The sequence below is a fragment of the Microbulbifer mixtoriginis (SeqCode) genome (assembly GCF_052466765.1).
The window spans coordinates 1,236,805-1,262,040 of sequence record NZ_CP174289.1; the positions used below are offsets into that span (position 1 = coordinate 1,236,805).

General features: G+C 42.5%; 22 protein-coding genes. 10 read left to right on the top strand and 12 right to left on the bottom strand.

Features of this window, described 5'->3' with window-relative positions; translation table 11 throughout:
- Window positions 1-53 precede the first annotated feature (53 nt).
- On the top strand, window positions 54-725 hold the full coding sequence (locus tag ACJJIV_RS05475; protein ID WP_444891031.1) for a hypothetical protein: 672 nt from the start codon (window positions 54-56) through the stop codon (window positions 723-725).
- A gap of 121 nt (window positions 726-846) precedes the next feature.
- Here the strand turns inward: ACJJIV_RS05475 and ACJJIV_RS05480 are convergent, their stop codons facing one another.
- Entirely contained in the window at window positions 847-1,098 is a 252-nt protein-coding gene (locus tag ACJJIV_RS05480) for a hypothetical protein (RefSeq protein ID WP_444891032.1), read from the bottom strand.
- 30 nt (window positions 1,099-1,128) lie between these two features.
- Complete coding sequence (locus tag ACJJIV_RS05485; protein ID WP_444891033.1) at window positions 1,129-1,677, bottom strand: hypothetical protein; 549 nt, start codon at window positions 1,675-1,677, stop codon at window positions 1,129-1,131.
- Between the two features lie 354 nt (window positions 1,678-2,031).
- Here ACJJIV_RS05485 and ACJJIV_RS05490 point away from each other — a divergent pair, with 354 nt between their 5' ends.
- The gene (locus tag ACJJIV_RS05490) at window positions 2,032-2,463 is read left to right on the top strand and encodes a GFA family protein (protein WP_444885785.1); all 432 of its coding nucleotides are present in this window, start codon (window positions 2,032-2,034) and stop codon (window positions 2,461-2,463) included.
- Between the two features lie 356 nt (window positions 2,464-2,819).
- Here ACJJIV_RS05490 and ACJJIV_RS05495 read toward each other — a convergent pair whose 3' ends face one another.
- Together ACJJIV_RS05495 and ACJJIV_RS05500 are read right to left on the bottom strand one after the other, a co-directional pair.
- Complete coding sequence (locus tag ACJJIV_RS05495; protein ID WP_444885786.1) at window positions 2,820-3,077, bottom strand: hypothetical protein; 258 nt, start codon at window positions 3,075-3,077, stop codon at window positions 2,820-2,822.
- 43 nt (window positions 3,078-3,120) lie between these two features.
- Window positions 3,121-3,348, bottom strand: coding sequence for a hypothetical protein (locus ACJJIV_RS05500; protein ID WP_444891034.1), 228 nt, complete (start codon window positions 3,346-3,348; stop codon window positions 3,121-3,123).
- Between the two features lie 595 nt (window positions 3,349-3,943).
- On the opposite strand from ACJJIV_RS05500, the gene ACJJIV_RS05505 reads away from it, so the two are divergent.
- Both ACJJIV_RS05505 and ACJJIV_RS05510 read left to right on the top strand, forming a co-directional pair.
- Window positions 3,944-4,489 (top strand): NYN domain-containing protein, encoded by a 546-nt coding sequence (locus tag ACJJIV_RS05505; RefSeq protein WP_444891035.1) that lies wholly within the window; start codon window positions 3,944-3,946, stop codon window positions 4,487-4,489.
- A 207-nt stretch (window positions 4,490-4,696) separates the two neighbouring features.
- On the top strand, window positions 4,697-5,056 hold the full coding sequence (locus ACJJIV_RS05510) for a hypothetical protein (protein WP_444891036.1): 360 nt from the start codon (window positions 4,697-4,699) through the stop codon (window positions 5,054-5,056).
- Between the two features lie 304 nt (window positions 5,057-5,360).
- Here the strand turns inward: ACJJIV_RS05510 and ACJJIV_RS05515 are convergent, their stop codons facing one another.
- Complete coding sequence (locus tag ACJJIV_RS05515; RefSeq protein WP_152452115.1) at window positions 5,361-6,080, bottom strand: helix-turn-helix transcriptional regulator; 720 nt, start codon at window positions 6,078-6,080, stop codon at window positions 5,361-5,363.
- Window positions 6,081-6,255: 175 nt separating this feature from the next.
- Here ACJJIV_RS05515 and ACJJIV_RS05520 point away from each other — a divergent pair, with 175 nt between their 5' ends.
- Window positions 6,256-7,200 carry an alpha/beta fold hydrolase gene (locus ACJJIV_RS05520; RefSeq protein WP_444891037.1) on the top strand — a complete coding sequence of 315 codons (945 nt, stop codon included), beginning with the start codon at window positions 6,256-6,258 and terminating at the stop codon, window positions 7,198-7,200.
- A 71-nt stretch (window positions 7,201-7,271) separates the two neighbouring features.
- Here the strand turns inward: ACJJIV_RS05520 and ACJJIV_RS05525 are convergent, their stop codons facing one another.
- Complete coding sequence (locus ACJJIV_RS05525; protein WP_444891038.1) at window positions 7,272-9,218, bottom strand: aconitate hydratase; 1,947 nt, start codon at window positions 9,216-9,218, stop codon at window positions 7,272-7,274.
- 461 nt (window positions 9,219-9,679) lie between these two features.
- Between ACJJIV_RS05525 and ACJJIV_RS05530 the strand changes: the two genes are divergently transcribed.
- Window positions 9,680-10,705, top strand: coding sequence for a patatin-like phospholipase family protein (locus ACJJIV_RS05530; protein ID WP_444891039.1), 1,026 nt, complete (start codon window positions 9,680-9,682; stop codon window positions 10,703-10,705).
- A 205-nt stretch (window positions 10,706-10,910) separates the two neighbouring features.
- On the opposite strand, the gene ACJJIV_RS05535 is transcribed toward ACJJIV_RS05530, so the two are convergent.
- A complete protein-coding gene (locus ACJJIV_RS05535) occupies window positions 10,911-11,561 on the bottom strand; it encodes a class I SAM-dependent methyltransferase (RefSeq protein ID WP_444891040.1) in 651 nt (216 codons plus the stop codon).
- A gap of 489 nt (window positions 11,562-12,050) precedes the next feature.
- Between ACJJIV_RS05535 and ACJJIV_RS05540 the strand changes: the two genes are divergently transcribed.
- Together ACJJIV_RS05540 and ACJJIV_RS05545 are read left to right on the top strand one after the other, a co-directional pair.
- A complete protein-coding gene (locus tag ACJJIV_RS05540; RefSeq protein ID WP_444891041.1) occupies window positions 12,051-12,935 on the top strand; it encodes a DUF4396 domain-containing protein in 885 nt (294 codons plus the stop codon).
- 312 nt (window positions 12,936-13,247) lie between these two features.
- Entirely contained in the window at window positions 13,248-14,339 is a 1,092-nt protein-coding gene (locus ACJJIV_RS05545) for an acyltransferase family protein (protein WP_444891042.1), read from the top strand.
- A gap of 142 nt (window positions 14,340-14,481) precedes the next feature.
- Here ACJJIV_RS05545 and ACJJIV_RS05550 read toward each other — a convergent pair whose 3' ends face one another.
- Complete coding sequence (locus ACJJIV_RS05550) at window positions 14,482-15,120, bottom strand: LysE/ArgO family amino acid transporter (protein WP_252084900.1); 639 nt, start codon at window positions 15,118-15,120, stop codon at window positions 14,482-14,484.
- A 101-nt stretch (window positions 15,121-15,221) separates the two neighbouring features.
- Here ACJJIV_RS05550 and ACJJIV_RS05555 point away from each other — a divergent pair, with 101 nt between their 5' ends.
- The gene (locus tag ACJJIV_RS05555; RefSeq protein ID WP_444891043.1) at window positions 15,222-16,124 is read left to right on the top strand and encodes a LysR family transcriptional regulator ArgP; all 903 of its coding nucleotides are present in this window, start codon (window positions 15,222-15,224) and stop codon (window positions 16,122-16,124) included.
- A gap of 40 nt (window positions 16,125-16,164) precedes the next feature.
- Here ACJJIV_RS05555 and ACJJIV_RS05560 read toward each other — a convergent pair whose 3' ends face one another.
- Both ACJJIV_RS05560 and ACJJIV_RS05565 read right to left on the bottom strand, forming a co-directional pair.
- Window positions 16,165-17,061: a fatty acid desaturase family protein gene (locus tag ACJJIV_RS05560; RefSeq protein ID WP_444891044.1), complete on the bottom strand. Its 897-nt coding sequence runs from the start codon at window positions 17,059-17,061 to the stop codon at window positions 16,165-16,167.
- 20 nt (window positions 17,062-17,081) lie between these two features.
- The gene (locus ACJJIV_RS05565; protein WP_444891045.1) at window positions 17,082-17,888 is read right to left on the bottom strand and encodes a hypothetical protein; all 807 of its coding nucleotides are present in this window, start codon (window positions 17,886-17,888) and stop codon (window positions 17,082-17,084) included.
- A gap of 793 nt (window positions 17,889-18,681) precedes the next feature.
- On the opposite strand from ACJJIV_RS05565, the gene ACJJIV_RS05570 reads away from it, so the two are divergent.
- A complete protein-coding gene (locus tag ACJJIV_RS05570) occupies window positions 18,682-19,989 on the top strand; it encodes a CAP domain-containing protein (RefSeq protein WP_444891046.1) in 1,308 nt (435 codons plus the stop codon).
- Window positions 19,990-20,619: 630 nt separating this feature from the next.
- Here the strand turns inward: ACJJIV_RS05570 and ACJJIV_RS05575 are convergent.
- The gene (locus ACJJIV_RS05575; protein WP_444891047.1) at window positions 20,620-21,624 is read right to left on the bottom strand and encodes an alpha/beta hydrolase family protein; all 1,005 of its coding nucleotides are present in this window, start codon (window positions 21,622-21,624) and stop codon (window positions 20,620-20,622) included.
- Window positions 21,625-21,779: 155 nt separating this feature from the next.
- On the bottom strand, window positions 21,780-25,085 hold the full coding sequence (locus ACJJIV_RS05580; protein WP_444891048.1) for a DUF5060 domain-containing protein: 3,306 nt from the start codon (window positions 25,083-25,085) through the stop codon (window positions 21,780-21,782).
- Between the last annotated feature and the right edge of the window lie 151 nt (window positions 25,086-25,236).

Sequence of the window (25,236 nt, forward strand, 5' to 3'; positions counted from 1 at the left end):
CCATATTTTTCACCACCACAAAGTTAACAATCAAATTATTTAACTGAGAGCACATGTCGAATTCACCTTATATAACACCTGAGATTAAAGAAGAGATCGCCACCCAGGTAAATTCTCTACTCATAGATTATGGGATGGCGGGACTTATAATTTTAATTATAGCTGGCGCTATACTGAAATACCTTAGCAAAAGGTATATTGACAAATTAGTTGACACAGAAATAAGAAAGTACCAATCAGAGCTAGACAAAAAATCACTTAAGACCATTGATATCTGGAAGTTTAAAAAAGAAGTCACCTTCGAATTTATGACATTCATGGATAAGAATGTATTTTTCAATCCGAAACTAAGCTCAGAAGGGGAAAAAGAAGAAGAAAAAAAGAGGGTCTTCCGAGAGCTTAATTTCTTATATGCGAAATTATTCGTGGTATTCGACGCTTCAATGCTGAAAAATATCAATAAAATTTTAGACGGATCTGTTAGCGAAGTTCACAGATTCTATTTGTATCGCGAGATTAGAAATGAACTGCAAGGCTATCTCAACGATGCCAAACCTAATCCAGATGACTGCCCATATATTAACCGTGAGGTTGCCAACATACTAACTCCGGAAAATGATGGCAGTGTAAATACTTTCGACCAACTTAAGACAATATATCCTTTCATTGAAGCGGGAGATACACAATCGACAATAAAGGGTACACCCTTTTATGGGGTGGTATAAAAATTGAGATCCCTAATTATCTGTAAAGGTCCCCCCTAATTAATCATCATTAGTGCGCTGCCTCCTCCAGACATACTAAGCCATAGTATTCTGAGGAGGGCAACAACAGTTTATACAAGATCTAACAGGCAGAGCGTTCCCTTTTCTCTAAAACCCCACCCCACTTGATCGAATACTCGGTATAGGTACCTGTCACAATATCCAAAATCTGCAACCAAGAATAAAACGCCGCTTTCTTAGACTTCGCAATCTCTTTTGCTAACTCCATTGCCGCCTCTTCAGTAGGCGCAGAACCTCTAAAACTCTTAGCACCACCATTCATCAAGTGGACTCGTTCGGCAAAAATGGCATACCTGTTTACCTTATTTTTCATAACTTCTCTCCTTTTAAGTGTATAACCCGCTTAGGCCCGAACCGCGCTAAGCTGAGATTTCAAACTATCCACACTGCTCTTGTGCCCATTAATTGCCGCATCCTGATCCGGTTTTTTTCCATTACTGGGGTGCGTGTGTGTAGCGATGGTGGCGGCCAGGGCCGATACGACGCCGATTAAATCCTCTAGCACTTTAAGCACATTTAAAGATTCACTGCCTAACCAAACCTTGCCGCCATCTTTTACTTTGATAGCTTGGCGGACCTTGGCCACTGATTCGCGAATATTTCCGATCTGTTCTTTTAAGTCGCGCCCCACGGAAATATTAATATCACTGCCGCTTGTAATATTTAGATTGTCTAGGGCTGACAAGTTCAGGCCACCAGCAGATAAGAAACGTAAAGCTCCAAGAACTTCAATTATTTTTACGCCGGCCACTTCTTCCACCGAATGTTCCCGCACTTGTCGGTGTTCGCTGTCACAGTTTGTCTTTATTTCCGCGGCCTCTGTAATCCTGCGTAATGATTTCTCACGTATATCCCCGTGGGTTTCCCGGCTCCAGTCTGTGCTGTCATCCACTTTTAGTCACACTGAGTCGCATTGCTGCCACATTAAACTCCACGGTCGAGTACTAGGTGCCCTACCCCGTGCGATAACACCGTACGAACAAATGGCTCATCAGCCATTGCCTGCATAGTGCAGCGATAGCGGTACAAAAAACAGGCAAGCAATCAAATGAAAAACCTCTACCATCTCGTAATTTATATCGAAATAGGACGGATAAATAACTAGCCAAGCTACCAACATTTATGTTTACATCACGTTGTGTGATCTGCATTTACAATTCAAACAAATCATCTTGTCGATAATAAAAAAGCATACTTAATTTAGATTCTTAGTTTAAGTCAACTTTTACATCTACAGGCTCAATATATGAATAGTGAGAATACAATTACTTCCGGTGGTTGCTTGTGTGGCGCTGTGCGGTACGAGGTTAAAGGGCCACTACGCAACGTAGTTAACTGTCATTGTAGTATGTGTCAAAAGTTGCATGGAAGTTTCGGCCCTCACACAAAGGCTCGCAAGGTCAATATTAAGATAACAAAAGATAACGGGCTGGCGTGGTATAAAACATCAGAAGTAGCCCGCAGAGGCTTCTGTCAGCAATGTGGCTCAAGCCTCTTCTGGGAGCCATTTAATCTCGATGCCACTGGAATTATTGCAGGATCACTCGATGGCCCAACCGGGTTGAAAACAATGGGGCATATTTTCACCGGAGAAAAATCTGATTTTTACGAAATTGATGACGAACATCCTCAATTCAAGGGGTCATCAAATGGGCAGCTTGTCAATGACTACAAATAAATCATTATTTTTTTGACTGAGAGAAAACCACAGGTCTAAACGAAGAAAAGAAACATAAAATTAATATTTCGGTCATAGGCTCAACCCCTATCTGACCGAAAATAATCAATTTAAATAGCAAGTGAGCTGACACTTAAGTGAAAATACCGACTTTAGTGACAGCTCAAATTAAAATTGGAACAGTGCAAAACAACATAGCTGATAGCCTTTTAACAGAATAACAACCTCTCGAGAAAAGGATTTCACCGGCCACTCTCGCAACGGTTAAGGCTCCCTTCTATGATGCCTTCTTCTATGATGTCCTCTTCACTTTTATCGAACCTGGCTGAAGCCAGAGGGTGCCATTCATTAGCTATTCAGTTTTTACTGTCCGGACACTCTCTTTCCTCCAACACCCCACCGGTCTTGATTGAATACTCGGTATAGTTACCAGTCATAATATCGAGAATTTGCAGCCAAGAATAAAACACCGCTTTTTCAGACTTAGCAATTTCTTCTGCCAGATCCATGGCGGCTTCTTCTGTGGGTGCAGAATCCCTAAAACTTTTTGCACCGCCATTCATCAAATGAATTCGTTCTGCAAAAATTGCGAATCGATTGATCTTTCTTCCCATGATCTATCTCCTTATCGATAAAACTGCTTAAGCACTTACATTCTTATGCAGTGACTGCCAGCCAATCCATACTGCGCTCAACCTCCCGCATCTGCGTCAATGTCAGATCCAACTCCTTGCGCAGATTTACACCCACAGAAACTGAAAAGCTGCGCACATACTTCGTATAATTCAGCATACAGATAGCATACATTGCTCGGTTGTCATAATCCGAGCGATACCGGCAAATCCGGACAGGCTCTCCGTCGAAAATGATGCTTCTGGTTCCCATGACTACCCTTACCAAACTACTGTACATGCATACAGTATAAGATATGGTGATCCTGCTTTGTCAACCCACAATGGACTCAACACCCTTAATGAGCCCTGAATAGGCTAAAAATCAATCTGTTATCACAAAGTGGGGTCTTGAAGATTTTTGAGGTCTGAATGAGTCGCGGAATAAACTGGGATCTGTTAAACAACGAAAAATCGTTAAATAACATTACTAAAAGTTGGTCGTTCAGAAAGGTAGCCCTGCACCAATTGCAAGTAGTCAAGGGAGACTGAACTCCATTCAACGCTACTCTACTTATTAAGAGAAACAGATTTTCTGAAATACGGCCTGAATAACCGATTTAAGCGCTCACTAGCTTATCTTGGTTTATATCGTTGAGTAGATAGCGCTAACTTGGTCGATCAGCACAATTATTCACTAATGGTAGAAGGCATTCCAATCGTTCAGTTTGCACAGCATTGAATTTATATACCATCACTTTGCCAATACATGCTGTCATTTTTAATAGCCTGTTTTTATAATTCAGAACATTCAAAATTTAGTATTGACTAACAATTGTCACTTGAAATTAAAAGGCGAGCAACATAAAGTGTCAACATTATTAATAACAGTCAATATCGCTATTTTTGGTATTAGGTTTTTAACATTATTGGACTATCAAATGGAAAAGGTTGCCATTCTTGTTGACGTGCAGAATGTTTATTACACATGCAGGCAAATCCATAAACGAAACTTTGATTACAATAAGTTTTGGTCTGAAGCAACTAATGGAAGGAGAGTCGTAAAAGCCGTGGCCTACGCCATCGACCGTGGCGATAGAAAACAGTATCAATTTCAAAATATCTTAAGATCTATCGGTTTTGAGGTGAAACTAAAACCCTTCACACAACGGTCCGATGGTTCCGCCAAAGGTGATTGGGATGTGGGGATAACGATAGATGCGATGGAATATTCAAGCTTAGTAGACACTATAGTTTTAGTTTCAGGTGATGGTGATTTTGATATTCTTGTGCATAAGCTCAGATTAGATAGAGACAAAAAGGTTGAAGTATATGGCGTACCAGAGTTGACAGCAGCCACATTATTCAACGCGGCGAGTGAATTTATTCCAATTGATAACAAGCTTTTACTTTAACAGCTATCTATCTAAGTATACGACTCTTTTATAGGCTAAAATGCACCTACAAGACCCCAGCATAAATTCCAAAGCCAAACATCAAAAAAGGGGCCTGGTGCTAACTTGAAATTTTTATACAGGAAGTATGACTCTCGACACACATGACCCTCTGTGACTACAATTCAATTAAACAAATAAAAACTTCGGAAATTATACGGTTGGCTAATGCGAAGAATCAAAATTTTGAAGTTTTATTATGATGAATGGAAAGGATTTTCTTTAATAACTCTCTTTTTTTTATTAGTTCTGCTCCACTTAATCAACCTAGCGAGAAATACTGAAAAGGTAATAGAACAGAACGGCAGAATTACATCAAAATATCACCACGGTTTTTCTGGTGCAGGTAGAAAGGGGACGCTAGAGTATTCATATAATGTAGAGTTGAATAATAGGAGTGTGATTCAGGTAGTTAGTGATTTGAATCTAAGCATAGGTGATACTGTTTGTGTCGCAAGTATAACCTATAAAAACAGCTTGAGAGTTGCCCAGTATGTAATAGAGACTAAAGGAGTGTGCCGTCAATAACGAGTTACAGAAATAGAACAGGAATATATCTCCGTACTGACATAATCATATCTATACGATTACTTGAACGATCAATAGAAGTATGATGTCACAAACCTTGGTAAAGATTAGTCAGACTATATCAATAGGAAAGATATAAGCTTAAGTGAAAACAGTCAGAAACTTTTAAAAGTTTAGTATGGATAGTTGACTTATTTCGTAATGACTCCCTCATAACTCTTATAAAAAAGCCTGAATAAATACAGTATTTTACTCTAAAAATGAAAAAAAAACCGAAAGATTAACTTTTGTACATTCGTAAAGATTAACGAGATAAATCCCGAATTGGAGAAACACTATCTTCGAATAAAACATGTCGGCGTCGAAATTTTTTGCCCTTGAGATACTCCGGTTTACTGATCCTATCCATTCGAAAATGACGGAAGTCTTTGCGTGCGGGATCCCATGCCACCAAATACCATAGAGGTGGTAAAATCAGCATCGCCTGTGGCTCAACAACCCTACTGGTTACAGACCCCTTTGCATCACGGTATTGGAAGCTTAGTTGTAATCGCTGGAGAAAAGCTGTCTCGAAAGTGGGAAGCAGCGCGGGCTCCATTTCCTGAATATTTGATACGTCTACCTGTGGTGAAAGCTTACCGATATATAAGCAGTCTAAAAACCGGCGTAAATCACGTACTTTGTCCGGTGGCAAAGCTTTCTCTATTTTGGCAAGCCCAGTATCTGCAAGCCCCGAAAAAGGTAAATTCCCGGCCGCACGCATTGATGCAACGCTGATAAGGAGTGCAAAGACCTCGGCAACCGAGAGGCGCGCTGTGGTTTGGACCGATTGCGGGTCTAATTGCAGACCGCCCCCAGGACCAGGGTCAGAATGGATAACAAAGCCCTCATCGCGCAGTGCGCTAATATCACGCAACACTGTACGCCTGGATACACCGACCTCTTCTGCTAAGTCAGCAATCGTAGAAGTACCATTTCGGCGAAGGCTGCGCACGATGGCGTCTTGTCGAAGGCGAACACTCATTTTGTAAAGATATTATTAAATGGTGACATTATTTGGCACCATTTGATTTTAGCCTATGTCTGTTCTTTTCAGCAAAGGAGTTCTGAAATTGCAACGCACATCCGTAGCCCCAAGTCGAAGAAAAGGGGCTGTCCGGCACATAAGGCATTGTTGAGCCTCAATAAGGAGAAATACATTGTTTAATCTAACCGAATTCCCCAAGCCCACTCTTATTCCAGTCAACGGCGTTGAGTTAGAAGTCTTTGAAGCAGGTCAACAGAATACGGGAAAACCAATTGTGCTTTGTCACGGCTGGCCAGAACATGCCTATTCTTGGCGCCACCAGCTGCCTGTACTTGCCGCAGCCGGCTACCACGTTATCGTTCCAAACCAGCGTGGTTATGGCAATTCATCCCGACCTGCCGATATAACTGACTATGGCATTGAAAACTTGTCGGGTGACCTCGTCGCGCTTCTTGATCACTACGGATACAAAGATGCCACGTTTGTCGGCCATGATTGGGGCGCAATGGTGGTTTGGGGGCTTGCGCTATTACATCCAAACCGGGTCAACAAAGTTATAAACATGGCTTTACCTTATCAGGCTCGAACAGAAAAGCCGTGGGTCGAGTTTATGGAAGAATTTCTAGGAAGCGACTACTACATTGTTCACTTTAACCGACAGCCAGGCATCGCGGACACTGTGTTAGATGCAAATACTTCACAATTCCTTCGCAACATATTCCGCAAGAACGTACCTCCAGCACCACCAGAGCCTGGAATGATGATGATCGATCTCGCCAAAGCAGAAGCGCCACTTGGCGAGCCCTTAATGAGTGATAGCGAACTGGCTGTTTTTGTTTCCGCATTTGAGAAAACAGGGTTCATGAGCAGTATTAATTGGTATAGAAACCTTGACCGAAATTGGCAGATCTTGGCAGATGTAGAGCCAACCATCCAAAAGCCAGCACTTATGATTTACGGCGATCGAGACTTGATCCCTAAGGCTCCAAACTTAAAAGAGTTCGTTCCCAATGTTGATATAGTCAGTCTCAACTGCGGCCACTGGATTCAACAGGAAAAACCGGAAGAAACAAATCAGATCATTCTAAAGTGGTTAGAAAAACAGGATGCCACTTAGCGTAAAAGGCTATTCGATATAAAAATTATCTATGAAAGCATCTGAGTAATTTACGGGTGCACTAAAACCCACTATTTCTCGTTACTCAGATACTTTTCTCGTACTTGATTAATCATACCACCAGCCTCTAGCACTTCAATTTCATCCGCTGACAAGTCACTGCGTAGACTAATACTCTCACCAGATGGCTTAATCAAAAGCTTTACAGAATTGTTTGATTTCAGTTGTGCTATTGGCTTGTCAATCTCAAGGATTGAATCCTGCTCCAGTCGGTCGTAATCATCAAAGCTCTCAAAAAGTAATGGCAGAACACCAAAGTTAATGAGATTACGGCGATGGATACGAGCCATGCTTTTTGCAATTATGCACCTTACCCCAAGAAATCGTGATGATACCGCTGCATGTTCACGGCTGGAGCCTTGCCCATAATTTTCACCACCAACAACAAAACAGTCACCATTCAATTTTATCGCCCGCTGGTAAAAGTTTTCATCAATACGGGAAAATGTATAGCGACTAATGGCGGGGATATTTGAACGTAAAGGTAAAATCTCCGCTCCAGCAGGCAGTATTTCATCTGTCGAAACGTTGTCACCCGCTTTCAGTAATAGCGGACCCGTTAAGGTATTTGGAAGCTTTTCAAAGTTTGGCAACGGTTTGATATTCGGACCTTTAATCAGCTCAACGGCTACGGGGATTTCTTGTGGTGGCTGAAGTAAAGGTCTTATATCTGGCAGATATTCCGGCTCACTAAAGCTGGGATAGTCCATGTCCAGATCACGAGGATCGGTGATCACGCCCTTCAGTGCACTGGCAGTGGCGGTTTCAGGGCTGCATAAATAGACTTGGTCATCTGCTGTGCCGGATCGACCGGGGAAATTACGTGGCACAGTACGTAGGCTGATACGGCCAGTGGCCGGAGCCTGCCCCATACCAATACAACCGCCACAACCTGTTTGGTGCAAGCGCGCACCCACTTCAAGCAGTTTTGTGAGATCGCCACTCCGGCTAAGCTCCTCTAGCAATTGGCGCGAGGTTGGGTTGATATCAAAAGAGACATCGTCGGCTAATCGACGACCTGCGACAATACGCGCTGGTATGGCGAAATCCCTCAGCCCAGGGTTAGCAGAAGAGCCAATATAGCTCTGGTAAATAGGGCGACCAGCCACTTCACGTACGGTTATCACTTTGTCTGGACTGGATGGGCAGGCGATCAGCGGCTCAAGATCAGATAAATTAATGGTGTCCTCTTCGTCATAGCTTGCACCCTCATCGGCTTTCATTTCTACATAATCGCTTTCCCGATGCTGTTGCTTGAGGAAGGCCTTCACAGCGTGATCGGCAGGAAAGACACTGGCCGTGGTACCCATCTCCTGCCCCATATTGGCGATTACATGGCGGTCCATAGCAGTCAGATTGGCGAGGCCTGGGCCGTGGTACTCGACAATTTTATTCACACACCCCTTGACCGTTTGCCTACGCAACATTTCCAGGATGATGTCTTTGGCACTGACCCAGGGAGGCAATTCACCCTCAAGCTTTACGCCGAGCACTTTCGGCATTTTCAGCGCGAAGGGAACGCCAGCTATAGCCATGGCCACCTGTAGACCACCAGCACCAATGGCCAGCATACCCATAGAGCCGGCTGCACAGGTATGGCTATCGGCGCCAAGTAGCGTCTTTCCGGGAATATCAAAGCAAGCCATATGTACCGGGTGACTTACACCGTTTCCAGGACGTGAAAACCAAAGTCCAAACTTGCGACAGGCGCTTTGCAGGAACAGGTGATCATCCGCATTTTTGAAGTCCGTCTGTAGAAGGTTGTGGTCTACATACTGTGCGGAAAGCTCAGTTTTGATTTGTGATAAACCAAGCGCCTCTAGCTCTAACATCACCAGAGTGCCAGTACCATCCTGAGCCAGCGTCTGGTCAATCTTTATCTCTATTGGGCTACCGGGTTCCAATGAACCGCTCACGAGATGACTCTTAATCAGTTTCTGTGCGAGGTTCATAGCCATAGTGGGTACCCTTGAGCAAATTTCCTTAATCTGAGAAGCTCCACTTTCGGCGCCTCTTAAACCTGATTCATTGTAGTCCGGGTCAAGATAGTTACTATGTGTGTCTAAATGCCCTTCTGTATTGGCATGATTAATTAAACGCCGGGCCGACAACCTAAGGTCTTGGACAATTCGAAAACACACTAGCCTCAATATGCCATTAAAAATAGCCTTCTCTTTTTCCTTTTGACAAACCAGTGATCAAACCCAACAAAACTCACGCCCTGTGCCTATGTGAGTTTTCTTTAAAATTAACTTATTCATTTTATGAATACAGCCGTACTGCTCAACATGTATTTTTTAATACCAGAAACTTATTTTTACATGCATTAATCACCGCTCACATTGAAGGCATTAACCATTGAGCCTAGTGCTATCTTTCTACAATTGCACTCAATGAATGAATCCAGGGAGAGTTAACAGTGGCGATCCGAATCCTATCTATTGATGGAGGGGGAATAAGAGGCATACTGCCTGGTGAGATATTAGTCTCTCTTGAACATAAGCTAAAAATGCAATCAGGCAACCCCGACGCCAGAATAGGAGATTTTTTTGACCTCATTGCAGGAACAAGCACTGGCGCCGTATTAGGCGCAGCCTATATTTTCCCTAATGAAGAGGGAAGACCAAAATTTTCAGCCCAGGAAGCCGTTAATATTTATTTTAAAGAAGGAGACAAGGTATTTAATGGTGGAATCTGGCCTTACCTGGATAAGCTGAGACTCCTCAAGGAAGAAAAATACTCTACACATGAACTAGAAAAGATATTAAAGAAATATTTTGGAAAAAAAAAGCTTAGTGAACTATTAAAACCCACCTGCTTTATTTCCTATGACATTAAAAAGCGCGAACAAGTTATCTTTAGGCAACACTGCGCATTAGTGAGAAATGAAGACTTTCTAGTTAGAGATTTACTACGAGGCAGCACCGCCGCACCAACCTACTTTGAACCCGCACGTATTTACTCACTATCACCAATTAACAAAAAATATATCCTGGTAGATGGTGGTATGGTTGCCAGTGACCCCGCTTTATGTGCTTACTCAGAAGCCATTAAGTTTAGCGGTGTGAGTGGGATCAAGGATATGATTATTGTGTCTCTTGGTACTGGTAAGCAGCTAACAAGTTACAAATACAAAGAAACGAAAAATTGGGGTATTTTCAACTGGGCAAGGCCAGCTATAGATATTGCATTAAGTGGCGGAGCTCAAATGACCCATTATTACCTGAAACAAATTTCATCAACCGTAGAAAACACAAAGTACTACCGAATTCAGCCAGATCTCTATGATGCGAATTCTGCATTAGATGATGCATCTCCCAAAAATTTGAAAAAACTGAAGAGGTCTGGTGAAAGAAATGCAAAGTACTATGATAATTTATTAGATGACATTGCTCGGACACTGACAAATACACAAGATAACCATCAATATGTGCAAAGATATTGATACCTATCAATACCAAATTAGCTATATTAATAAATAATCATTCAAGCATCTCGTCAAACAGAGACCATACATTAAAAATTTTCTATAGAGTTTACCAATACTCAAACCATATCTATTCTTTATCTTTAATCCGCTATTTATAATTGAATAATATAGAAACAATCGGCAGCAACACTAAGCTTGTTAAGCTCATATGATTCTTTATTCAGGCCTCACATAAAACAATGTTTATTAACTTTTCTACTCGATCTCCGGTATTACTCTCTCCATATTCAATATGCCTTTCACAGCACAGAACCCTAAAGCCAGCTTCAATTAATTGAGTCCGAATATCGCTTTCATCAAAAAGCTGAAACCCAAACGATGTAAATGATAAATTCTGCATAAAGGACTTATCACCAAAAGCTAAACAAAACTTTCCTTCAGGCACCAATACTCTGTGTATTTCAGACAAATGCGTTTTGATAGATTCCCAAAAGTAGATGGTGTGGACAGTAATCGCCTTCTCGAATTGACTGTCAGCAAACGGTAACCTCTCCGAGGTTCCAACTTTAAAGTCCATCTGTCCCGATTCAATGTGTTTAGAGTTGAGAGTTTTCGCGCTCGCAACCATTTCACTAGACCAATCAATTCCGGTATAGCGAATGCTAGAACCTTTTCGAAGTACATCGACTGCAAATTTACCATTGCCAGGCCCAATCTCAAGAATATGGTCATGATCCACCACACGAAGTAATTCTAGTGCGGCCAGGTTCGTTGCTTTATTAGCCTTATTCATCTGCAGTGCAGTATCTGAAGCTAAGGCCCCAGATGGCTTCCTTAGTTGTTCGGCGACTAGTTGAGGATCTTTAGACATTGTATCTCCATTTAGTATTCATCATAAAATGTATATTAATATCCAAAATATATTATTTATGATACTTACAAATTGACATTCATTCAGAGATTAAAAATAGTCCTCTCGAGGTGGTTTTGCCTTAGTGTTTAGCCGCCATAAAGAAATTGCTATCTTTTATTGCTTAGCTTATAAAGCTCATCATTAAATTTAGCTAAATACACCCAAAACAAGCAAATACTTTTATAGAAATCCCTAGAGTGAAAAATAGACTACCCTAAGCAATTTCAATATATAACGTTAAGCGGATTCGTTAGGAGGTTTTAAATGTCGATTAAAATAAAGACTAAAGGTATTCCTCCTGCATACGCCATAGCGCAGCAAAAGTATATACATATACAAATATGTAGCTGTGGGTGGATAGCAGCTAATGCTCATCCGGATTCTCAAAAACCAGCACCTATCAATTAAACTACTAGATACCGGCATAATCCTTAAAGAGAATCTGGCATGCTAAATGGCGCTATGCTTGTCTGGTTTATTTTCGCGGCTATAAGTGTGGTCTTTGTCGTTTGGGATTCTATCACCAACGCGCCGACCAGCTGGGTACAGCGCATGGCGTGGATACTGGTTATTGTATATACAGGTGTTGTTGGGTTGATTCTGTATTTACTGACTTGCCGGCGCCCCTTTCCCGGTGGCCACGATGCATTTACGCGCGCCACTTGGAAACAGAGTGTCAATAGTGAGATGCACTGCCTGGCCGGTGATGCCACCGGTATTGTTATTGCCGCATCCATTGTACCCTTCTATGGTCTCACCAATGGCCGGGATGCCACCATTGAGTATATTGCTGGCTTCATTTGCGGGCTGTTCATTTTTCAGGCGTTGATGATGCTGGGTATGTACCAGGGCAACTATTTGAAAGCGGTGCGCAAAACATTTTTTGCTGAAACGGTTTCTATGAATATGGTAATGGGGGGAATGATTCCTACCATGGTGATACTGGCTTCACTGTGGCCAGAATCGGAAGATCCCACCAATGCCACATTTTGGTTTCGCATGAGCCTTGCAAGCATTGTCGGTGGCTTTATCGCTTATCCCATCAACTACTGGCTGGTAAAAAACCACCTAAAACACGGATGCATGACCCTACCAGGACTGGATGGTCCTGCGCCCTGTCTAGGGTTCTGTTCACCGGAAACTGATCCTGATATCAAGAATAGCCAGCCAATCCCCTCATCCACCCATGATTCACAATCCGAACATAAGGGGCATACCATGACAATGCAAACATTGCCTTTTATTGCATCCAGTTTTTGGGTAGTGGGAACTTTTCTGTTTCTCTTATTTGCGATACTAGTGACTAATCAGTTTGTGCCGTTGAAGTTTTGACTGTTTATTTAATAATCAGTCTCGAAAAGATCAGCAAGTAAGATTGAATTATCCTCTGATTCGAGGATTTATGGTAGGATTCGGTTCATTCATCAGTGTCCTCTGGAAGCTAAGAACCGTTCGCTTTAAGCAATAAGGCTCATTTCCTTGACCTGATTTTAAGTATAAATTGCCTTGTAAAGGCTTATCATTGTACTTAATTACGGCTCGCCTTAAATGCTATTTATAGCATTTCAAGCTTGCTCGTAGCAGCGAAATAAATTCTAAAACCTATGGGTTTTCCTCTGCTGATTAAAGGAATACAGCAAATCTATGAATAGCCGTTTACTTAACCTTGATGCACTGCGGGGGCTTGCAGCAATTCTTGTTGTTTGGCAACACAGTAGTGAAGTTTTTATTCGTAATTCCAGTATCGCCCAACATGGCACCGAGCTGGCTGAGTTTGTGAACCAACTAGATTTTGGCCGAATAGGAGTAATCTGTTTCTTTTTAATTTCGGGCTTTGTTATTCCTTTTAGCCTCTCTAGTGCTCAAAGCTCCTTAAAGAACTTTGCCATTCGCCGTTTCTTCCGTCTGTATCCAGCCTACTGGACATCGCTATTTATGGCACTTGGCCTAACTTGGCTTATCAGCGACTGGATGTATCCTGCAGCTACTATTGCCGCAAACACAACCATGCTACAGGGGTTAATGGGGTTTGATAATGTGCAAGGGCTTTACTGGACCTTGACAGTTGAATTAATTTTTTACTGCTTATGTGCATTGATTTTTGCCAAACGGCAACTTGCTAACCCCCTGGTCCTACTACTTTTCTGTTGGGGGGGATTATCCCTATTTATAGGTTGGCAATTATTAGAGCAATTACCCATTAAGCTGCCAGAGATAGCTCCCACCATTACTTATATTCCTTTCTGTCTCGCCGTTATGTTCTGCGGAACCTTGATCCGACATAGTTATGTGAGTAAGAAAAACTACTGGTATGCCATTCTCGCAGTAGCAGGCACCTTCTCTATTCCGCTGATGGTTTTGTTTCTTTATTTTCTCGGTAAACCGGTCACCGAAGACCCTTTGCGCTTTGCCCTACCGCATCTCATTGCTTTGGCTATTTTCTTTGTAGTTCTGCTAGTACCCATTAGGCCATGGCGCAGTCTGGTAGCATTGGGAACCATCAGTTATTCCGTTTATCTATTCCACCCCATTGTGATGCGTGGGCTGAATTGGACCATACAGCAGTCGTGGGCACAGTCATTTTCTGCTTATTCTGTAGAGGTCTATATGTTGGCCACAACTCTTGTGAGTATTGCCCTGGGAACTTTGGTGTACAAGCTGATTGAGAAGCCGGCTATCAATATGGGTCGCCACTTAAGCAGAAACACAGAAAATAAAGAAATGGCCATTGCCTAAGAGGAAGCTGCCACCAGTTAGTGTTTTTTAACTTGAGGGTATTGAGAAATGCCTGGATAAACGTGCTTTATTCAGGCATGTATGCATCAGAGCAGTGACCCAATAAAATTTACCTGCCACCACTCCTTATTAAGTGAACTTACTACTGTGCCCAGAGAAGGCTGGCAGCAATCGACCACATCATAATACCCACCAGTACATCCAGCACGCGCCAGGTTTTTGGGTTCTTAAATAGTGGCTGCATCATGCTGCCACCAACCGATAACAGCGCAAACCAAAGCACCGAGGCACTGCAGGCACCAATCACAAAGAATAAAGTACCTTCTCCTGCGTACTGGGCACCGACCGAGCCAATCAGGACAACCGTATCCACATAAGCATGGGGGTTTAACAGGGTAAGCGCCACAGCGGTAATCAAGGCAGAGCGCCTGGATTTAACCCACTCTTTCTTATCCTCTAGCCCCTTATTGGTAAAAGCTGAACGAAACGCCATAGCACCATAGCCAATCAGGAAGGCCACGCCCAACCAGGTCAACCAGACCATCCAGTTTCCTTCTGCTTGGGCCAAGTGTGATACCAGGTAGACACCACTGGTGATCAGGACAATATCCATCAGAACACACAGCGCAGCGATACTGTAGTGGTACTGACGGCGAATACTCTGCGTCAATAGATAAGCATTCTGCGCGCCAATTGCCATGATCAAGCTGATAGTAGTGATAAAGCCCTTGGTCAGAGGGGCTAGCAACAAACCTGAAATCACGTTGCCTCCTGTGGTCATTGGGGTCTGCCCGCGGTGTGCGGGTCGGAAAGTGGCGGGAGATTAAGAGGCGAGCTAGAATAAGTAAATTTAATTATATTGATACCTCATAAGAATATCTTATGTTAGATCTCAAACAGCTTCAGGCCTTTGCTTTCGTGGTAGAGGAGCAGAGTTTTGATAAGGCCGCCGCTTTGCTTCACGTCAGTCAATCTGCAGTATCCCAGCGAATCAAAGCGCTTGAGGGACAAGTCGGGCAGGCCCTGCTCATCCGATCAACACCACTACGCCCTACTGAAGCCGGTCTTAAGGTGCTGGGTTATTTCCAACAGATGCACCTTTTGCAACACGAGCTGCTAGCAGACATAGACCCGGAGGGCAGTAAAACCCGTTATAGCAACCAAAATAAGGTGCGTATCGCCCTTAACTCGGACAGCCTGGACACTTGGTTCCTTAAAGCCGTGACCCCCATCATTCGTTCCCACCACCTACTTGTTGACTTGAAAGTCGATGACCAGGAAGCCACCTTGGAGCTGCTCAAGAACGGAGAAGTCATTGGCTGTATTAGTTCGGTAACCAGTAACCTGCAGGGCTGCCAGTCCATTCTATTGGGACACATGGCTTACTACCCGGTATGCACTCCGGCTTTTAAGGAACACTACTTCTCGGACCCAGTCGATGTGGATGAATTTCGCTATGCCCCTGCAGTTGAATTCAACTATAAGGACCAGCTGCAAAGCCGATACTTAAAGCAGTTTTGGGGAATAGAGGCCGGCCAATACCCGTCTCACGAAATCCCCTCCTCTAAGGGATTCCTCAATTTTCTGACATTGGGCTTGGGCTGGGGAATGGCACCAGATATACAAGTGGAGGATTTGTTAAGACAGGAGAAACTGATCAAGCTGACTCCAGATCAGCATCTGAAAATCCCCTTGTACTGGCATGTTTGGAATTTGAAATCCAAGTTAATTAAAGAAATCACGCATACTTTGGCTGAGTATGCCCATAAAGCATTGCACCAGTAAGCAGCACTGGTGCAAATAAACACTTGACCTTTGCTAGGCCTCATCTCACTACCTGTTTCAAAACACCGAAGTAGTTACTGGCCAGCTCAACATCATCGTAATAACCACGATCCTTTAGCAACTTATGCAACGCCCTGAGGTTATAAGTGGGCACTGCCATGAAGGCATGATGTTCACAATGGTAACTCAAACCTTCTGTGGGACTGACAAACAGAAGCCCTAAAATACCCCTAGGCACCGAACGCGTATTGTATTTTGGTTCCAAGTGGTAAAGATCTTTGACCCCTGCGTGTTCGGCGATCTGACGCATCCGAATAATAGCCATATACACGGTAAGATAAGCCACAATCCACAATAGATATAACTGCGGGACACCAAAAGCCCACAGTATGGCAAACATTACACTATTAACGAATAAACCTCGGGTTAACTGAAAATTCACTCGCTTTTTACGGCTTAGTAAGTCTCGCCCACTCAAAAATAAATATAAATTCGCTTTTAAACCAGTTAACCCCAAAAAATCTCTGGAAAACTTCCTAACCAAACTCTTTTTACTGACAGGATAATCCTTATAGTTTTGCAGGTCTGGATCTTGATCTGTACCGGCTTTACGGTGATGCATCATATGACTTTTTATATAGGTTTCTCCATCCATTAACAAAAACGGTGAAGACAACCACTTACAAACAAACTTATTATAGGCTCGAGTTGCGAAAAGCGTTTTATGACCAGTTTCGTGCATAATGGCTGCCAGGGCCTGCTGCCGTCCAGCAAGTAAAAATACTGCAACAATATAAATTGTCCAGTGTGGCAATAACGCTGCTATGGTAAAAATTCCCATAATACCGAGCCAAGTACTGACCACTATCCACCAGGCCTTGGCATCACTGCGCTGTAGGAACGGCTTAACCTCTTCTTTACTAAGGGGGATATTCATTGCAAGTCACCATTTTGTGATTATGTGTCAACGCCTAACTTCTGCAATTGTTCCAACCAAATATTGCGACCTGTACGGTCATACTTACGTACAATACTTTTAAGTTCCTGGTATTTATTTTGTGGCCTGATTACTTTTGGTAGTAAAGGGTCAGTCGCTAAACGATGGATAGCCTCGCCACCCAAGCGGCATGTTTCAGATAACGAAGCTTTGGCAGGCTTTGATGCCAGGTTTGTAAGACTGCTCTCAAGAGCATCTATCAAGGCATCATACTCTCGATCTAAACGTTCAATATCCCACAAATCGTCTCCCCATTGATTAACCAGTGTGTCCGATACATCCTGCAAGACAAAGCAGTGCGCATTGGTTTCGAGACCTAGTGTAATCAGCATGTCGGTTAATTTTGCATGACTCAGTGTGAGATTATTGGGTCGCACCAGCAGGTGATCCAGACCTTCGGCAAATCCATACCACTCAAGTACCATTAATGATTTCTTACGAACTGCACGTGCTGCTCTTTTAGGTAAGTGGCAGGCTATCCACCTAAAATCCCAGTTATCGTATAGAAAGGTTTTGTTTTTCCAACGGTTTATAAAAGCGCGTTTGGACAGTGCTTTTTCTGTCAAACTGTAGATACCACGCCGATTTTGAGTGATCAGGCCTGTGCCCACCAATCTATTAAGTGTCACCCGTAAATTATTTGTGGAAACATCAAATGCATCAGATATAAAACCCAGCTGATTGGTTGCCAGTTCATGTCGCTTATTAACACCCATCAAATCCAATAGAATATTTTTGGGGGTAGGCTCATAGGTAAACTGATACATAGTGAATATTACGTCATTAGTCTTGAGATACCTTTTGTGTAATATTACAGAACCAGACCCAACACACAACACTTTGTAATTTTGATTTTAGAAAAAGTCATTTAAATCAACATAAACATTACCTGGATATTACTACAGGTATTCAGAACGCACTCTCACTTATTGCCACCTAATAGCATTGCGATTAATAAAACACCCTAAACATACCCATAGGATGACACATTTCCCCACACCCTACTTAGACAAGCACTATACAAATCGTTTACCACTACTGAACTCCTTTAATTGTTGATCTAATGTACACAAAAAGAGGCCACCCATATAAACGACCAACCAAATAAAATATATTGACCAATAAATTAGCACCTCCAAAAATGGCAAGATTAAAATTAACCTACAGAAGATCTGGAGCAACTTTCATTGAAAACCGACTGAAACTTTTACTGAGTGATCGCTATTAATCCATATTTGTTTTAATCGCAGCTACAACTCACCTTGAGATTCCGGCCCAACAGCCTCAAGAGAAATCCGGGCTACTTAAAGTAAGTTTACTCTAGGGCACCATTCAATAAATATCATGCTGCTTCACTTTCCACTATTACAAAAAATCAAGCATCAAGATTAAAAAACGAAAAATAAATAAATTTTTCACTAATTAATTTACCTTCTCAACAGTCCATAAACCATCAATCATATTGCAATAAAATACATGTCACGCTTCACAGAATAACGGAAATGCCTCTCTATAATTCGCTCGATTTTATAAAAGTACAACGTGTAAAGTGGGTCTGATATGAATGATTCCTTCAAACTAATAACAGCTATCTGTTTATCCGCCCTCCTGGCTGCATGTTCAGGTGGCGGGGGTGGTTCCGACAATGACAATAAAGGCATTCCTGAGGTTAATGATGATGGAGGGATGAACCAAAATCCCAGCCCTGATCCTGATCCCGATCCCGATCCCAATCCCAATCCCGATCCCGATCCCGATCCCGATCCCGATCCCGATCCCGATCCCGATCCCGATCCCGATCCCGATCCCGATCCCGATCCCGGTGAAGATGGTTCCTTTGAACTCTCTTTGGAACAAAAACGTATCATGTTAGACACTCATAATGAGTACCGGGAGAGATGCGCGAAGGGTGAATCTGGAGAAGGTAACGGCCCAGAATCTGCCGGTAATATGCAGACCCTTTTTTGGGATGATGCTTTGGCAAAAATGGCCAAAGAAAGAGCATCAGCCTGCTATTTTGGTCACTTAAATGAGGCAACCGGTATTAGAGAGGCATTTGAAAAAGTTAAAGGTGAAGTATCTTTTGTATTGCCCGCTGGTAGTATTGAAATCGGAGAAAATGTTTCAATTAATATTTTTAATCCACCGGCATCGCAGTATGCTGCCGAGACCTGGGCCGGCTCAGTTAAATCTTGGTATGATGAAAGCTATGGGTATGACTGGGATAATGAATTCTGTCATGCGGAAACATGTGGCCATTGGGCCCAGGTATGCCATGGAGAAACCCGTTATGTTGGCTGTGCTGTAGCGGAATGCGATAGCATTATTGGCTCTAGTAACCCTGCCTATAACGATGGCGCACATGTGGTGGTATGTAATTACTTCCCCTCATTAGATAAGAGCCGACGTATTCCTTTCACCAACGGCTGGGGATATGAAACCTGTAGAACGTGCCAAAACTACGACCTTCCCTACTGTGTTGATAACATGTGTACAGGAGGGATAGCCAAAGATTGGAATGCCTCAGAAAAAAGAAACAAGAATGTAGATCAGTGTACCGATGGCTTGGGCAGAGATATAGTACCTTGTAGCTTTTACGATAATGAGGGTGTTCCCCCCCAGGTAACAGGGTTCAAATATAAATACTCTGAAGGAAAAGTAAAATTATCATGGAATGAATCCATTAAAAATGGTGGCACACATCACTATAAGATTTTCCGAGATGAGGAGTTTGTAGGTAAAACTCGCCACTTGACCTACAGTGACTCTGATTTAGGTCAGGAAAAAAATTATAGATATAAAATAATTGCTGTGGATCATGCTGATCAAAGAAGTCAGCCAGCATTTCTGGATATAATTATTGATTAAGTTTACAAGGTCATAATATAGCACTTGATGACTCAAGGGACTAAGAAGGTTATTAGGGTCTACCTACTTCAATTATCGTAGATAGAATAATGAGTGTAGGCAGGCCCTAGTAAGAGTCTCAAGAGTTGTTCTTCGTAATAAAAATTGCAGCCAATATAAATTGGCTCAATGCGTACCTTGATGATCCGATTTATTAACTCACCGATCTTTAACCGCTAATAACTATTTTATCTGTCATAGAGGACCATAATTTTAGCTTTTCCATAGTCAGAACTCCTTATAGCGGCTCTAAAGGATCTCTGAAGAATACGGTAGATTTTCCTTACCCGATGATGGGTAATAGGGAGCTATATGGGCTTCCAGCCTATGCCATGGGAGGAGGCCATCCATTTGAGAAAGGAATTTTCCCAGCGGGTTTTAGGACGCTTCAAACGGTATCCTGCTTCGGCAAAGGTGACTTGATGCATGATCTATCATAGCCTTGACTGACAACCGAATACTATTGAATTTGATTCAAATTATTCAGGCCCCTTAGAAAAGAAGGTAGCCTCCATGATAACTACCTCAATGTAGTTATCCTGGCAGGGGTTTAGTGCCTACTAACACTTCAAGATAAGGGGATAAAATAAACTAAAGCACGTCATCTAAGTGCTGTAAGAAGGGTACTATTGTTTGATTCCTCACATCCTGACTCATATCTCGACCGATACTCGTATGATCCAAATTTACCCATCTCTGTGAATACCATCCTAGGTCAGTATCTTGAGCTGTATAAGTAAAAGAGTGAACCCCAGATAATTCAATGACCTCAGCCCCACCAGTCAACTGCCTAAGATATAAATTATCTTTGTAAGGAAATTGTGTATTGAGATCAGTGTAATAGCTTAAGTAACTAGAATTCATGGGGTTACGATGGAATGAAGAAGTTACTCCCAACTCATTTTGGGTCCATTTACAAACACCATCAAAACTGTGTACAACAGTTCGTATATTACGAAAATCGGGATCAGCTCGCATAGCTTTCGCCAATCTCATAACGAGACAACCACCACGAGAAGAACCCGCCAAGTAAATAGTCTCTAGATTGGAGGCATAAGCTTTTGACTTAAGCCAACTGAGGTATGCCTTTTCTATACGAGACTTCTCATTACCATTAATCATCTGGTTAAATTGCGTATCAAAAGCAATCGCCAAGAAGGTCTCATCTGTTGGAAAATGCTCTGAATCTACCAACTGTCGAGCAAGTGAACGTCCATCTATACTGCGAGAGCAAGATCTCTTTAGTACTCCACAGTCTTTTTTATAGCCAGACCTCTGGCCTGTCACAGAACTTTCTGCACCATTTCCTGGTGGCTGTTGTCCTGCAGCAATAAATACTAAGTTTTTTACTTTATCGCGCGCTGGGTTTTGCACTCTAGCAATCTGAGTATGAAGTTGACGGCTATTACTAACACCCTCTATCTCCCAGGCTCGATACTCAGATGGAGTGTCTTGTTTAAGGCACAAAAACTCCTGGCAATACCGAACCCGCTCCAAACTCACCGAAAAATCTGACTTTGGCTCGAAAGCTTGAGCCTGGGCAGAATTAAAAGCAATCGACAGCCAAAATAAATTTTTTATTATTTGAAATTTCATTATTCACCAATAGTGTACTTTAACGATCTAATGAACCATGAGCGCCCAAACCGCATATAGCCCTAATTACTGCCTTTAGCAATGAAGTAGACCGCAATTGAAAACTATTCTACTCCAAGCGAAAGAGCCATCCATGGCTCTCACTGAGGCAGTTACTACTCAACGGTTTCTGGATTATTTATATTCTCGGCATCAGATTTAGAAACATCAATATGCCGGAAAACTATTCTATCTACCTTAAATTTCTGTGAACGGCCTGACATCACCAGTTTATACGATTCGCCTGCTTTTAGCTTATAAACGGCGACACGTTTATTATTATGACCACCAGGATCAAATTTATTGCCAGATTCCCAGATGAATTTATTATGTTCTCCACCAAAGAACTTTGTATCTTTTTTTAATAGTTCCAGAGGAGCATCTTTACCATGACTATTCCCAGCATTAGGTCCCGCCTCATAATTTCCTTCAAGTCTAAAGTAAGCGTCATTTGCTAGGTCTGTACGAAACTCACCCTCATACACTAAGTTTTCTTTCGCAGCGTGCAGGTGCAAATAGTACAAACCACTTCTTGTTATATTGAAAGTGTACTCCAAGGGAGATTTAGGTGGGCCATTTAGTGGCGTATTACCATTAAACTCAAGATAACTGCTCCCTGTATGGCCGCCAATATCATTTTTCTTGATCCATTCACCTAGATTTGAGTAGGTATTTTCAGCCTCCATAATTACCAGGCCGTTTTGTTCCGTGTAGTCACCTTCAGGTTGATCTGGGTTTAACTTATCAAAATTCCACCTCGGGCCAATATGGCCACACCCTTCTTTACCTATATCCACACGACCTGGACAGTAATCCTCATCACCGGCATCATTTGCCGGGCCGTTGCCGCACTGAATATCATTATATTTGGGACGGCCAGCCGATCCTGGGCCCGGGCCAATTAGGTCACAAGCTTCTTTAACCGTTATTGTTCCATGGTCGGTCGAAACCATAATATCGGCAATGTTGTGGTCAAAAGTTGACTCACAAAAACATTGATCGCCAATAGAATAACTATCCTTCCAATTAGTTTGAGGTTCGAGTAAAACATCATTAGGGTTAATTGGTAGAACTTTTACAATATCTGGGTGAACATTGCTATTTATACCTTCCGCTTTGATGACTACTGCCCAGTCCTGATTAGCTTCTGTTGGGGCAGTGCCAATACTATGAGTACCTATTCCGTCAAGTTGATTACCCGTTGTCAACTGGCCGCTTCTTGGATTGAACCAGTAAACCTTATAGGTATCCTCATTTGGAATCTCTATATTCGTTGTGCCACCTTCACGCAAGTAAACTAGATAAACTTTACCGCTATCTGAAAGCACCCAATCGTTATTGGTTGAAGTTACTTCATTATCCACATTCAAACTGTGTAGATTAACTTCAAGTTGATTTTGCAAAATATCGTTAAAGAATTTAACAAAGTGACCAGTTTGCTCCCAATGGTTGTCAAACTCCCTTAAGTTCTCTACCGCTAAGTCATACGCGTGGCCGGAATTAGGATTTTTTAAATACCACTCAAATCCTGCACCACCTCCCATAACACTGCCCCACATCCAGTTGACCCTCTGAACTTGGGTAACCTCAGAATGGGGCACAGGCGCTTGCCCGCCGGAAGCTTCAGTGAAAGTAACATACCAAAGATGGTTATTATTCTGGGATTCAGTCAGCCACTTTCTACTCATCTGATAAGGGGCATTGCGATGGTTCGCATCGCTAGGAATATTATCAATTTGAATACTCGGTCCATCAAAATTACTATTTCCCAACAATGGCCGATAGTGCTGATCCCACTGGCCACCATACGTATGAAGCAGGGTGGGATGATCGTAGGGGTCTACATCCTTTAAATATTTAGCGATTGCCTTGTGTTGCTCTTGGCTAAGAGTGCTCTCCTCACCCATATTCCATTGTAGCGCCGGGTGATGTCCAAAGCGGGAAATCATCTCCCGGTAATATAGTTTACGTTCAAGCCCTAAATTACCGTTATTCAGAACTTTATTATTCTCTGTTTCCTGCGTCATAAAGTGAATCAGCATGCCTTTACTGGTCATGTGATCCATCGCGACTTCCCACTGGTCTAATTTGCTGACATCAAAAGCCCGATGGTTACCATCATATACCGTCCAAGGATGGGCATCGCAACCATCACCACTCTCGGTGTTTGCCATGATATAAATTGCGTTGACATTTTTTTCAGCTATATAGTTCACTAAACCAATAAGGCTTTTTCCTTTACCATCTTTCCAGGTAGGGTCTCCATTATTCCAATCACCAAGGTGGGGCTCAAAACTGTGTAATATGCCTTTGCAGGAATTTACGTTATAGTGTTTTTCTGTATTATCAAAGCCTGAATAACCAAAAATATTTTCAGGGCTATCCATTCCACCTTCTATATATACCGACTTATCCCCCAGATGCTGCAAGTAGCGGGTTCCTTTTTTATGTACCAGTAATCCCTTACTCCTCATATCAAGCTCAGGTGCTGTGGATTGTAATACTGGGAAATAACCACTTTCACCATCAAATGAAATAGCATTACCTGCATTTGTATCTAGATCAACCGCAACCTGGCTTCCTTGTCTCATAGATATATCGAAGAACCATTTACCTGAAGTTGGCGGTGAAAAGTAGGCACGCCACTTAGTTCCTTCAGTTGCACCTGTATTTGCTGAATTGCCATCAGCGGCGAAATGTCCAGGCACTGTGTAAGACAAGTCACCTTGTGTAAATATCACGTTATATCGATAATCGGTAAACGTAGCATCATCATTTTCTGATGCATACAAATCATCACAAGTGATCGTTATACGGTGCCACTTTTCCAGCGTACCGGAAACAGTACAATGTTCACTATGGCCGATATCATCCGGGTCAACTGGACCCGGAGGATCTGTTGGATCTGGGTCTGGATCTGTAGGATCGGTTCCATCATTCTGCTTTACAGTAAATGTAATTGAGGCACTGGTTCCGGCAGTGCCTGCCCCATCATCCAGAGAATAAGGTGTTGCGGTAAGGGTGTAAGTTCCAACTGCGGGGGTCCAATGATTAAAATCACCCTGATCATCACCAAATAGAGCATAGGGCGAGACATTTTCAGTCATATTGTGCGTCTGAGCCCCTGTCAACTCAAATATTACACTCTCTGCCTGATCACTATTTGCCCTAATATTTAACTGGCTTCCAACCTGGCTTAGATATATCTCTGCACCATCGGTAAGTGAAAAAATATCCGAGTTGCCCTGTGAATTGACCAGAGTGAAAGACGATATTGCTAATCCATTCCCAGGGTCCGTTATATCAGAACCTGTCGAAGGAGGCGGGCTCTCATTATCAGATCCCCCAGATGACGAGTCGCCACCACAACCAGCCAATGTGGCGGTAATCAGAAGTGCCAAAGGCAAGCTACTGTTATTCATTTCCAGTTTTCTCTACTTTAGAAGTAAACAATTATTTACTAATTACAGGATTTAATGGGCATATAGAAATTGGCTACAGCATGCAGCACTGGCCAGATACTAAATCGCTCAGATACATACCTACCGTGAATTCAGTCACATGCAATCATGA

Excerpts from the sequence above, each read along its gene's own strand:
- ACJJIV_RS05495 (WP_444885786.1), bottom strand. The coding sequence starts at position 3,077 with ATGGGAAGAAAGATCAATCGATTCGCAATTTTTGCAGAACGAATTCAT.
- ACJJIV_RS05545 (WP_444891042.1), top strand. The coding sequence starts at position 13,248 with ATGAATAGCCGTTTACTTAACCTTGATGCACTGCGGGGGCTTGCAGCA.
- ACJJIV_RS05550 (WP_252084900.1), bottom strand. The coding sequence starts at position 15,120 with ATGACCACAGGAGGCAACGTGATTTCAGGTTTGTTGCTAGCCCCTCTG.
- ACJJIV_RS05500 (WP_444891034.1), bottom strand. The coding sequence starts at position 3,348 with ATGGGAACCAGAAGCATCATTTTCGACGGAGAGCCTGTCCGGATTTGC.
- ACJJIV_RS05525 (WP_444891038.1), bottom strand. The coding sequence starts at position 9,218 with ATGGCTATGAACCTCGCACAGAAACTGATTAAGAGTCATCTCGTGAGC.
- ACJJIV_RS05555 (WP_444891043.1), top strand. The coding sequence starts at position 15,222 with ATGTTAGATCTCAAACAGCTTCAGGCCTTTGCTTTCGTGGTAGAGGAG.
- ACJJIV_RS05535 (WP_444891040.1), bottom strand. The coding sequence starts at position 11,561 with ATGTCTAAAGATCCTCAACTAGTCGCCGAACAACTAAGGAAGCCATCT.
- ACJJIV_RS05570 (WP_444891046.1), top strand. The coding sequence starts at position 18,682 with ATGAATGATTCCTTCAAACTAATAACAGCTATCTGTTTATCCGCCCTC.
- ACJJIV_RS05515 (WP_152452115.1), bottom strand. The coding sequence starts at position 6,080 with ATGAGTGTTCGCCTTCGACAAGACGCCATCGTGCGCAGCCTTCGCCGA.
- ACJJIV_RS05540 (WP_444891041.1), top strand. The coding sequence starts at position 12,051 with ATGCTAAATGGCGCTATGCTTGTCTGGTTTATTTTCGCGGCTATAAGT.
- ACJJIV_RS05490 (WP_444885785.1), top strand. The coding sequence starts at position 2,032 with ATGAATAGTGAGAATACAATTACTTCCGGTGGTTGCTTGTGTGGCGCT.
- ACJJIV_RS05575 (WP_444891047.1), bottom strand. The coding sequence starts at position 21,624 with ATGAAATTTCAAATAATAAAAAATTTATTTTGGCTGTCGATTGCTTTT.
- ACJJIV_RS05560 (WP_444891044.1), bottom strand. The coding sequence starts at position 17,061 with ATGAATATCCCCCTTAGTAAAGAAGAGGTTAAGCCGTTCCTACAGCGC.
- ACJJIV_RS05565 (WP_444891045.1), bottom strand. The coding sequence starts at position 17,888 with ATGTATCAGTTTACCTATGAGCCTACCCCCAAAAATATTCTATTGGAT.
- ACJJIV_RS05580 (WP_444891048.1), bottom strand. The coding sequence starts at position 25,085 with ATGAATAACAGTAGCTTGCCTTTGGCACTTCTGATTACCGCCACATTG.
- ACJJIV_RS05510 (WP_444891036.1), top strand. The coding sequence starts at position 4,697 with ATGCGAAGAATCAAAATTTTGAAGTTTTATTATGATGAATGGAAAGGA.
- ACJJIV_RS05480 (WP_444891032.1), bottom strand. The coding sequence starts at position 1,098 with ATGAAAAATAAGGTAAACAGGTATGCCATTTTTGCCGAACGAGTCCAC.
- ACJJIV_RS05475 (WP_444891031.1), top strand. The coding sequence starts at position 54 with ATGTCGAATTCACCTTATATAACACCTGAGATTAAAGAAGAGATCGCC.